Consider the following 9733-nt stretch of genomic DNA (forward strand, 5'->3'; position numbering starts at 1 on the left):
CCTTGAGAATCCTCCTCACCAACGATGATGGAATCTACTCCAATGGACTTCGTTCGGCGGTGAAAGCCCTTAGTGAGCTCGGCGAGGTCTACGTCGTTGCCCCCCTCTTCCAGAGGAGCGCGAGCGGTAGGGCCATGACGCTCCACAGGCCGATAAGGGCCAAGCGCCTCGATGTTCCCGGCGCGAAAGTGGCTTACGGAATAGACGGGACTCCAACGGATTGCGTGATTTTCGCTTTGGCTCGCTTCGGTGGCTTCGATTTAGCGGTCAGCGGGATTAACCTCGGCGAGAACCTGAGCACGGAGATAACAGTCTCAGGGACGGCCTCAGCAGCGATAGAGGCCTCAACTCACGGGATTCCGAGCATAGCGATTAGCCTCGAGGTGGAGTGGAAGAAAACCCTCGGCGAGGGTGAAGGGGTTGACTTCTCGGTCTCAGCGCACTTCCTCAGGAGAATAGCCGGTGCTGTCCTCGAGAGGAGCCTTCCGGAGGGCGTTGACATGCTCAACGTCAACGTTCCGAGCGACGCGACGGAGGAGACGGGGATAGCAATCACCAGACTCGCGAGAAAGCGCTACTCTCCGACGGTCGAAGAGCGCATTGACCCTAAGGGCAATCCCTACTACTGGATTGTCGGCAAACTTGTCCAAGACTTCGAGCCGGGGACAGATGCCTACGCCCTGAAGGTCGAGCGAAAGGTCAGCATCACGCCGATAAACATCGACATGACGGCGAGGGTGGAGTTTGGGAAATTAAAGGAGCTGTTCTTAACTCCCTCTGGATAGGGCTGGTGGGGGCATTTACTCTCTCGACCATCAGAAACTTTTGTGTTTTCTGAGTTGGACCGCTGGTTTTTTCCAAAGTCTCCAAGTCCAGCAACACCCCTAATCCCAGAACCTGAAACATGTTTGGTAATATGGACCCCCAACCGGAAATACTTTGCGATCCATAGGTTTTTCGCGATGTAAAACCTTTGGGATTCACAAAATTTATAACTTCCGTGAAGATATTCTAACCGGTGAACGCCATGAAGCGGCTAGCAACCATCATAGCGGCTTTCGTGTTGTTTAGCGTTTTCGGATTTGCCATGGCCAGCGCTACCACCGTTGCAGTGGACTTAAGTCACGGTGAGAATGCCAAGTATCTAGTTGACCCAGTCGTTGACAAGAACAATCAGAGCCACATTCTCGCGCCTTCAATCGTTGAAGGCGTCGGAGACATGCAGTGGGCCTACTTCGGAAGCCCCGACATGTTCCCCAACAACACCAAGATCAAGAACCTTGGAGACACCATAACCCCAGAGGCTCTCAAGGACGTTGACATACTCATCCTCGGCCAGCCAACAAGCCCATTCACACCCGATGAGATACAGGCCATCAGGGACTGGTTCGCCCAGGGCGGCAAAGTCCTCTGGGTAGCAGCTGACAGCGACTACGGAAGCGGCGTCCAGGCCCAGGACATAGCGGACAGCCTCCTCGAGCAGCTCGGATACGGAAACCTTAGAGTCGACCTCTGTTCAGTTGAAGACCCGAGCAGCAACGCCGGCGCAGGATACCGTGTTGTTGGTCACGTTAACCCCGATCCTGACACACCCTTCAGGGGAATGCTCACCGAGGGCTTCCTCCACGGTGGAAAGGTCCTCTACCACGGTCCTGGTGTTGTTGCCTGGGTTGACGAGAACGGAACCTGGCACCCGCTCAACGAGACCTCAAAGCCGCCACTCACCTACAGGATTGTGGTGACCAGCGAGAACGGTACGATCGTCGAGAACAACGACCCAATGGCCAACGCTTACCTCGCCGGTGACACTGGAGTGTTTACCCTTCTCGCGGCCCAGATCGTCCCGCTCAACGGTACCCAGAGCCTGCTCATCGTCAGCGGCGAGAGCCCGTACGGTGATTATGAGCCAACCTGGAGCCCGCTTTACCACGGGGTCGCGCTTGACGGTCCACAGTTCGTCAGCAACATACTCCACTGGGCGGCGGTAGTCGCCAAGTACGGTGCGCCCGAGAAGGTGTTCTCGATCTCGGATCCCGTTGGTGACGACCACGGTCCGGGAACCTACACATATCCAACCGACCCCGTCTTCAACAAGACCGGACTCTTCGACCTTACCGGTGTGGACATCCTCAAGGCCGGTGACAAGTACATATTCAGCTTCCACTTCAAGAACCTCGGAGGCAACCCGTGGAACGGACCGAACGGCTTCAGCCTGCAGATAATCGAAGCCTACTTCGACTTCAAGGACGGAGGCAACACCTCAGCAATAAAGATGGCCGACAATGGACCCGGAAGCAACGTTAACCTCGACCCGAACCACCCGTGGGACCTCGCCTTCAGGGTTTACGGATGGGGCAAGGCCCTCGTTCTTCCGAACGGAACCGTTCTTGACGACATCGACGTGTTCGCCGACCAGGGCCAGAACACCATCAACGTTGTCGTTCCGGCCAAGTACTTCGGCGACGGCCTCAAGGTTGAGGGCATCAAGTTCCCGAGGCTTGCCGTTCTCGTTGGCAGCCAGGACGGTTACGGTGTTGACCAGTGGCGTGATGTTCAGGTTAACGCTTCCCAGTGGAGGATTGGTGGTGGTGACGCTGACGCTATTATAGCTGGCGTTGCCCCGCGCGTCATGGACCTCCTCGTCCCAGACTGGTTCTCCCCAAGCCAGGAGGAGCAGCTCAGCAGCTACAACGCCAGCGCAGGAAAGAGGGCCACCGTTGACATGATCCCGGTCGTTCCAACCGGCTACCTCACGATAACCAGCGATCCGGTTAACGCCACCGTTACCATCGACGGAACCGTCGTCGGAAAGACCCCCATAGAGAAGCTTGAACTCCCGGCCGGACTTCACAACGTCGTCCTCAAGCTCGACGGCTACAAGGATGAGGAGTTCAGCGTCTCAATCCAGGCCGGAAAGACCCTCGAGGTTCCGGTGACCCTCTCAAAGCTCACCGGAATGCTTACCATAATCACCGACCCGAGCGGCGCCGAGGTCTACATCGACGGCAAGAAGGTTGGAGAGACCCCGCTCGAGCAGTACGTCCTTCCGATCGGAACCCACAAGGTCGTGATCAAGAAGGACGGCTACAAGGAGGAGAGCTTTGACGTCTCCATCCAGGCCAACAAGGAGCTGAAGTTCACCTACACCCTCAGCCCGATTCAGACAACTACTACCACGACCACTACCACGACCACCACAACAACTACAACTACCACCAGCACCACCGAGTCCACAACGACTACCACTACCACGACCACTACCGGTGGTGGCAAGGGCTTCTGCGGTCCGGCCGCCATAGTCGGCCTCGCAATAATCCCGCTCCTCCTCAGGAGGAGGAAGTGAACCCTTTCCTTTTGTTTTATTTTCCCGCGTTTCTGAGTTCAAAGGGCATTCAGAAGAGGGGCTATTTCTTTGTCGATTGGAACCGAATGCTCCCCGAGGAGACCAACCAGCTCTCCAGGCGCCCGCAGAAGGGATATGCCCAGACGATAGTGTCCCCTGTAGGAAGTGACCCGAGCGACCATGAGGTATTCAAACAGCTCCGGGAACTCAAAGTACCGCCTGAACTCGCCGAAGAGATCCAGTTCGTTGAGAACTAGAGGTGTATGAGTCAGAACCAGGGTTAAATCCCGCTCACTGGCTTTCTCAAGTACTTTTACAACAGCCGAGCCGTTTTTGCCGTCCAGCAGGGGAAACCCAGAGACCACCAGTGCCGAACCGGGCTCAACAAAATCCATGGCCCCGATTACATCCTGGAGGCGGTACGTTTTCCCAAAATGGAAGTTTCCTGTATCGCTCACGATCCTGCGGATCACCAGGGGAGAAAAACCACCGCCGACCTGAACGTGGTAAACCTTTCCCCCTTCAAGGAGGGCGGCCTCGAGGTAGGCGAGGAGAAAGACCTCCGAGAGTTCATCGGAGAATAGCATGGCAATGGAGCTACCCCTCTCTATCCCAAGGGGAAAACCCTCGAAGGGGATTATCTTCTCCCTTTCCTCCGGGACGGTGAAAATCAGCGCCATCACCCAGTGAAGGGCGTGAACCTATTTATACCTTGCGTTCCGTCCGGACAAAATAGAAGAGAGTCAAAGGACGGCCGAGATTGCGAACAGGATCACCGCGTTGATGACTATCGCAAGGATCACCGCGAGGAGCCACGCCACGAAGGCCCTGAGCCAGCCTGTGTTGAAGACGGTCTTAATGACCCAGAGGTACGCTATAAAGGCCAGGATGAAATTGATAACCGGCAGAAAAACGAATATTGCCCCGACTATCATCGCCAGGATTCCACCGCCGAGTATTGCGATCAGGCTTTTTCCGAGGGTAACGTTCTCTATTCCTGCGAGCTTTGCCCCCATCTCCATGAAGAACGCGGCGATGAGCAGGCTCAGCAGGGCGGAAACGAGTATTACGGTTATGCTGAAGCCGGCGAGGGTCAGTCCCTCCATACCACCGTGCACGGGCATCGCGATCACCGGGGCATATTAAGCCTTATAAAGTAATAAGTCTTGTCCCTCACTTTGCCATGCTCCGGAGCACGACCTCGAAGGGCGCGTTCGTCTTTATGGCTGTCGGGGAAAAGTGCGTTCTCGTTGCCTCAAAACCAAGGGAGCGGAGCCTCTCGATAACACTCGTAACCTTCATAACCTCAAGGCCGTTTCTCCTCGCAAGCGCGTGGGTGTCGTAATGAAACGGCACGTCGAGCTCCTCAGCCAGAAGTGATAGGAATTGGAGGGTTTTTCTGTGGGATATAGACTCCTCGGAGGTCTTGGCGAGTCTCAGGAGTTCCTCGATGAACGCCCCGTTCTTAAGCGATCCGAGCCACATCGGCCCGTACGCTCCCTCATTTCCGGGGAGGAATCCCCTCTCGTATCTGAACTCCCCCCGCTCATCCTGCCAGAGGTAGCCCAGTAGGTCAACGCTCTCATCGGCCTTTTTTGCCCCGCTCTTAAGCCGCAGAAATACCCGGAAGTAGTGGTCCCTGTAATAGGCAAGCAGAACCTCAACACCGAGATCGTATTTGGCCGCATACCTGACGATTGTGCCTATCAGGATCCTGAGGCCCGCTTCGTGGCAGAGCTCGCCGCGAATTGGCTCGGCGAGGTATTTTCTCAGACATGCCCTCCGGTAGGCCCCGCAGAGAACCCCTGTATCGGTCGCCGTGACACCGAGAAAGCCCCTTCTCTTCACGGAGCGGAGGGCCGAATCAAGGAATTCCACGGGCGATCCGAACGGATCCAGGTCTATAAAGTCGAAGTACCTGAAGTTCTCGGACATGATCCTATTTGCATCGCCAAGGGTTACAAAGAGACGTTTTTCCGGCAGCTTGAGCTCTGCCATACCCTCCATGACCTCGGGTGTCAATCCAAAGTTAAGTTCAAGGTTCTTGAGGATCAGGCGGAAGGCTTCTTCGTTAATATCGTTCATCCAGACTTCTCTCGCGGACGTTTCAAGGGAGTATCTGAGACCCCTGATTCCTGTTGCCGAGAGCGCATCGAGAACGCGCCCGGGAGAGAGAGCCTTCACGACCAGAACGCTGATGTCCCTGTTGAGCGCCATCACGGGATTGTAGAAAACCGGCGCGTCGTATATTCTCTCCGCCTTCGGAACCAGTACCCTCGCGAGTCCCTCTCTGATCTCCACAAGCTCCATTCTCCCACCGGAAAAAGAAATGATGGAGGGATTTAAAGGATTTCGACGTAATCACCGAGGGCCTGGCCCGGGAGGCCGGGCTTGAAGTAGGCCTTGACCTCCCCACGGTTGCCGTGGGCCCTGAGAATCTTTCCGAAAATTTTCCTGCCTGTTGGAGTTCTCCACACGACCTTCCTGCCGATGAGGGCGCTCGCCCCGGCCCTGTCTTCGACGCCGATCGGCTTGAGAATCATGTGGTGGTTGTGCCTGTGCTCGTGGGAACCGGCGTAGGCGAGGATCAGAGCCTTCCTCGTGCTCATGACCCTCACCCGGAAAGAGGTATGAACGTGGATTTTTAAAATTTGCCGACCTTGAAAAAACTTTTTAAAGAATACCAACTACTCACGGCGATTAAAATGAAGGCCAGGGCTATCCTTGGGGTTGCTCTCGGGCTATGGTTGGTCTTCCTGTTTGTACTTCCCTCAAGCGCGGGTGAGGTATCATCAGTACCCAAGGTCAACGCAACCTTGAACTGCTCCCCGATAAAGGTTACTGCAGTTAACACAGGTGGGGGAATTCATTTTATAGCCAACGGAACCTGCGAGGGATACATAATCAACCCCACCAAACTAAACCTGTCGCCGAGCCAGAGCGTTTACCACCTTGGCCACTGGAACGTTACAGGCCCGTTCCATCGCGATTACAGCATACTCCGCGTTCAGGAGAACGTTTACAGGCCGGGGGAGCTCATTCCGATCACGGTACATTTCAAGATGGGGTATAAGCCAAGAGACCTGCTCTGGTGGGCTTTAAGACACGATTCCATAAACGTGAGCCTCTACCAGTTCATCTAGTTCCATCCCATTGGTGAAAAAATTCCGACTACATAATAACTATCGACACGTACTGGAGAGGGACCCTCCCTGTCGAGATTGACTGGGCAAGTGTTTTGGGGGGATTACTTTTTAAAATCCCCATTCTCCTTGGGTTTGTAATCGCCCCCATAGTTGCGGTTACCGTTAAAGGAAAACGGCTTGGATACACCATCTGGAACGCGGGCTTTTTCTTCGGCTGGCTGGTCGCTCCTGCAATTGCCTCAACGAGTTTAAAAACACAGATTGGAAGCTTTATAGTCGTTCAGCTCTTGTTTATGGCAGTTTGGTTTTCCTCAGTAAACTACGCTTCACATATAACATTATCCAAGCCAGCAAAAACCCCTGGAAACGTTGCAGTCGCCCTTTATTTTATAACAGCCGCGTTTTCCTTCGCCTGGGCAATAAAAACAGAGGACAGTCTCTCCGCCCTTGGTCTATTCCTCCTGATCTGGATTTTTGGCGTTTTGCTCACGATGGGAATCCATAAGGGCCTCGATGAGCTCAAGGCCAATAAGGAAGAGATGAATCCAAGCTCCCTGGGTGTACTGCTTTTCATGGCGTACGTTCCATTCCTCTTTCTCTGGGGCGGTGTTATGAAGTCAGACCAGCTCACGCTTTTTGCCACCGTATTTTTCGGAGTCGCCCTGCTCGCAGGTGTGTTGATAACAAAACACTGCTGGGAAAAGAATAATATACACGAACCGCCCAACCTCTACTAGTGCTCCCCATGCTCGGCTTCCTGAGGAAGAGAAAGCTCAGAAAACTCAGGCAAAAGAGTAAAGAAACCCTCGTCATGCACATAGGGGACACGCCGGAGCGCGTTTACCCCTTTCTTGAAAGTCTCATCGAGGAGTTTCGGCCGGACGTTGTTATCCACACCGGGGACCTGGTCGACAACGTCAAGCTCGAACGGAGGCCCGACTTAAAACCGACCTATGAAGCCGGTCTGCGAAAGCTCGCGCGAATCCTCAAAGGTTCCGGCGCGAGGCTCTACATAGTTCCGGGCAACGAGGACGACCCGGAACTCTTACGGCGGTTCTTCGGGGAGAACTTGATTGAGCCGGGAAGCGTCGTCGAGATTGGCGGGAAGACCTTCGCCCTCGGCCACTGCTGGAGGGACGTTGCCGGTAAAGCTGCCGATTTCAAGCTCTACGGCCACAATTTCAAGGTCATTCCGAAGGGTTTGAACGCGATTCTCGGCGTCAACTTCATCTTCCTGCCGAGCGGGAGGGTCGTGAAGGTGGACTACCCCGTGGGAACCGACACCGCTCGCGGTTACAAGCTCAGGAGGGGATTGTGATGAGGTTGCTCCGCTTCGGTCCCTCCATCGTGTTCCTGAGGGGGGACGTTGAGAGACTGAAATCCGGAATCCGGGAGCTTTTTGGCGTTGAGGAGATTCCAACTGAGGAGGCAATAAGGGAGAGCAGCGAGTTCGAGACGATACTGCTCGTTACACCGCCGAAAGAGACCCGGACGATACCGCCGGAGACGGGCTTTCTGATAAGGAGGGGAGCGAAGGTTGTTCTCGCAGAGGTAGCGAACAGCAAGCTACCCGTTGAGAGGATAGAGATTGAGAGCACGATAATCCTCCTTCGCGTCCCTGAGAAGGTCGACGAGGCCCTGAAGCTGCTCGCCGAGAAGTTCGAAGGCGAGGTAATGACCCAGCTCGACGCCCTGAACCTCGGCGAGGCCTGCGATACCGTGATTTCCGTTACGAGGAAGAAACTGAGCTCGCCAATAGGGCCGGAAGATGTGGAAGGGGCAGTTCTCGTGAGGAAGGACTTCCTGAGCGTTTACCGGGAACTGCTAATTGACACCCCTCTGCTGCTATTTAAACTCCTGCCAGAGTGGAACGAGCTGACGATAAAGCTCTACGACACCGAGAGACGCTACGAAGAGAACATCGAAAGGTTGATCCTCGTCATAGAGGATCTCGACCTCGGCTTCATCGTCGGCGAGGGCTGGGACTGGGACTACCCGAGGCCATTCATGCGCGTTCCCGTTTACAAGCTCAAGCTCCTGACGTGGGAAAAACCGGAGCGCGTGAAGTTCCTGCTGAAGGGGCTCGAATACAGGGGCTACAAGAGGCTCTGCGACATAGACGTCTTCGTGGAGGGCAAGAAGATAGCCTGGGTAAAGCTCGGGAAGTTCAAGTCGAAGTTCGAGCTGGCCGAGAAGGCCAGGGAGGAACTCGAAAAGCTTCTGAGTGAAGACGTTCGGAAAAAGCTCCACGAGATCGAGGAGAAGCTCTTGGAGAGCTCCGGCAAAAAAGCTGAGACTAAAGCTTCCTGAGCTTCGCAACGAAGAAGCCGCTCGTTCCGTGTTTGTCAGGATAGAAGCGCCTCGCCTTCTTTATTTCCTCGCTCAGCTCGATTCCGAAGGGTTTAGTCAAAGCGGGCTCACCGTAGCGGAGGGGCAGCAGTTCAACGTCGAAGTTATCAAGAACCCACTGGATTACGAACTCGTTCTCCTCGGGCTCGAGGGAGCAGGTGGAGTAGACAAGGATTCCGCCCTTCCTGAGGACGCTTAAGGCCTTCTCAAGCATCTTCATCTGGAGGTTCTGGCAGAATTTGACGTCCTCCATAGTTCTGTTAGCTTTCCGCTCGGGGTTCTTGTGTATGGTTCCAGAGCCGGTGCAGGGGGCATCGAGGAGGATTTTATCGAACTCAACGCCGAGTTCATCTATGTAGAGCGAAGAGCGGTGGAAGAGGACGGTGTTCGTAACGCCAAGGCGCGAGAGGTTGAGCCGGGTCTCCTTTAATCTGTCCTCGCCGACGTCGAAGGCGTAGATAATGCCCTCGTTTTCCATTAGCTGGGCCAGATAGCTTGTCTTTCCGCCCGGGGCGGAAGCCATGTCCGCAACGGTTTCACCGGGCTTTGGTTCGAGGGCAACGGGCGGATACATCGAACTGGCCTCCTGAATGTAGAGGAGACCGCTCAGATACTCAGGCGTGGAGGTAATCGAGAACGGCTCGCGCGTGAGGCAGAAACCTTCCCTCGCCCAGGGGACGCGCCTGAACTGGAAGCCCTTCTTGTTGAGGAGCTTGGTGAGCTTTGGAACCTCTATCCTGAGCGTGTTTACGCGGAAGCACCTCGGCAGGGGCTTCTCCATCGCCTCGGCAATAGCTAAGGCCCTCTCGCCCCAGAGCTCGTAATAGCGCTCCGCGAATGTCTTAGAGTAGCCGAGGCTAAAGAGCTTTTCGAGCATGGTGAGGAATTGGGGAGG

Annotated in this window: 11 protein-coding genes; 6 read left to right on the forward strand and 5 right to left on the reverse strand. The window is 55.1% G+C overall.

What is annotated here, in order from left to right; genetic code table 11:
* Window positions 1-2: 2 nt before the first annotated feature.
* Window positions 3-785 (forward strand): 5'/3'-nucleotidase SurE, encoded by a 783-nt coding sequence (gene surE, locus TAM4_RS03800; protein ID WP_014121921.1) that lies wholly within the window; start codon window positions 3-5, stop codon window positions 783-785.
* Between the two features lie 242 nt (window positions 786-1027).
* Window positions 1028-3343: a glucodextranase DOMON-like domain-containing protein gene (locus TAM4_RS03805; RefSeq protein ID WP_014121922.1), complete on the forward strand. Its 2316-nt coding sequence runs from the start codon at window positions 1028-1030 to the stop codon at window positions 3341-3343.
* Between the two features lie 38 nt (window positions 3344-3381).
* Here the strand turns inward: TAM4_RS03805 and TAM4_RS03810 are convergent, their stop codons facing one another.
* From TAM4_RS03810 to TAM4_RS03825, 4 genes are all read right to left on the reverse strand, one after another.
* Window positions 3382-4023 carry a hypothetical protein gene (locus tag TAM4_RS03810; RefSeq protein ID WP_014121923.1) on the reverse strand — a complete coding sequence of 214 codons (642 nt, stop codon included), beginning with the start codon at window positions 4021-4023 and terminating at the stop codon, window positions 3382-3384.
* A 63-nt stretch (window positions 4024-4086) separates the two neighbouring features.
* On the reverse strand, window positions 4087-4467 hold the full coding sequence (locus TAM4_RS03815) for a hypothetical protein (RefSeq protein WP_014121924.1): 381 nt from the start codon (window positions 4465-4467) through the stop codon (window positions 4087-4089).
* 49 nt (window positions 4468-4516) lie between these two features.
* Window positions 4517-5653, reverse strand: a complete 1137-nt coding sequence (locus tag TAM4_RS03820; RefSeq protein WP_014121925.1) for a tRNA (guanine(10)-N(2))-dimethyltransferase — start codon at window positions 5651-5653, stop codon at window positions 4517-4519.
* Between the two features lie 32 nt (window positions 5654-5685).
* Window positions 5686-5952, reverse strand: a complete 267-nt coding sequence (locus TAM4_RS03825; protein ID WP_014121926.1) for a 50S ribosomal protein L35ae — start codon at window positions 5950-5952, stop codon at window positions 5686-5688.
* A 96-nt stretch (window positions 5953-6048) separates the two neighbouring features.
* Here TAM4_RS03825 and TAM4_RS03830 point away from each other — a divergent pair, with 96 nt between their 5' ends.
* The 4 genes from TAM4_RS03830 (at window position 6049) to TAM4_RS03845 (ending at window position 8799) form a co-directional block, all read left to right on the forward strand.
* A complete protein-coding gene (locus TAM4_RS03830) occupies window positions 6049-6486 on the forward strand; it encodes a hypothetical protein (RefSeq protein ID WP_048149909.1) in 438 nt (145 codons plus the stop codon).
* A gap of 95 nt (window positions 6487-6581) precedes the next feature.
* Window positions 6582-7226, forward strand: coding sequence for a hypothetical protein (locus TAM4_RS03835; protein WP_048149913.1), 645 nt, complete (start codon window positions 6582-6584; stop codon window positions 7224-7226).
* An 8-nt stretch (window positions 7227-7234) separates the two neighbouring features.
* Complete coding sequence (locus tag TAM4_RS03840) at window positions 7235-7807, forward strand: metallophosphoesterase (RefSeq protein WP_014121929.1); 573 nt, start codon at window positions 7235-7237, stop codon at window positions 7805-7807.
* Window positions 7807-8799, forward strand: a complete 993-nt coding sequence (locus tag TAM4_RS03845) for a hypothetical protein (protein WP_014121930.1) — start codon at window positions 7807-7809, stop codon at window positions 8797-8799. Before TAM4_RS03840 ends, TAM4_RS03845 begins: the two co-directional genes overlap by 1 nt.
* Here TAM4_RS03845 and TAM4_RS03850 read toward each other — a convergent pair.
* Window positions 8786-9715, reverse strand: coding sequence for an RsmB/NOP family class I SAM-dependent RNA methyltransferase (locus tag TAM4_RS03850; RefSeq protein WP_048149916.1), 930 nt, complete (start codon window positions 9713-9715; stop codon window positions 8786-8788). The genes TAM4_RS03845 and TAM4_RS03850 overlap by 14 nt on opposite strands.
* Between the last annotated feature and the right edge of the window lie 18 nt (window positions 9716-9733).

The organism is Thermococcus sp. AM4, assembly GCF_000151205.2.
Classification (GTDB): Archaea; Methanobacteriota_B; Thermococci; order Thermococcales; family Thermococcaceae; genus Thermococcus.

Coding starts and splice junctions, on each gene's coding strand:
- TAM4_RS03805 (WP_014121922.1), top strand. CDS start 1,028: ATGAAGCGGCTAGCAACCATCATAGCGGCTTTCGTGTTGTTTAGCGTT.
- TAM4_RS03810 (WP_014121923.1), bottom strand. CDS start 4,023: ATGGCGCTGATTTTCACCGTCCCGGAGGAAAGGGAGAAGATAATCCCC.
- TAM4_RS03815 (WP_014121924.1), bottom strand. CDS start 4,467: ATGCCCGTGCACGGTGGTATGGAGGGACTGACCCTCGCCGGCTTCAGC.
- TAM4_RS03820 (WP_014121925.1), bottom strand. CDS start 5,653: ATGGAGCTTGTGGAGATCAGAGAGGGACTCGCGAGGGTACTGGTTCCG.
- TAM4_RS03825 (WP_014121926.1), bottom strand. CDS start 5,952: ATGAGCACGAGGAAGGCTCTGATCCTCGCCTACGCCGGTTCCCACGAG.
- TAM4_RS03830 (WP_048149909.1), top strand. CDS start 6,049: ATGAAGGCCAGGGCTATCCTTGGGGTTGCTCTCGGGCTATGGTTGGTC.
- TAM4_RS03840 (WP_014121929.1), top strand. CDS start 7,235: ATGCTCGGCTTCCTGAGGAAGAGAAAGCTCAGAAAACTCAGGCAAAAG.
- TAM4_RS03845 (WP_014121930.1), top strand. CDS start 7,807: ATGAGGTTGCTCCGCTTCGGTCCCTCCATCGTGTTCCTGAGGGGGGAC.
- TAM4_RS03850 (WP_048149916.1), bottom strand. CDS start 9,715: ATGCTCGAAAAGCTCTTTAGCCTCGGCTACTCTAAGACATTCGCGGAG.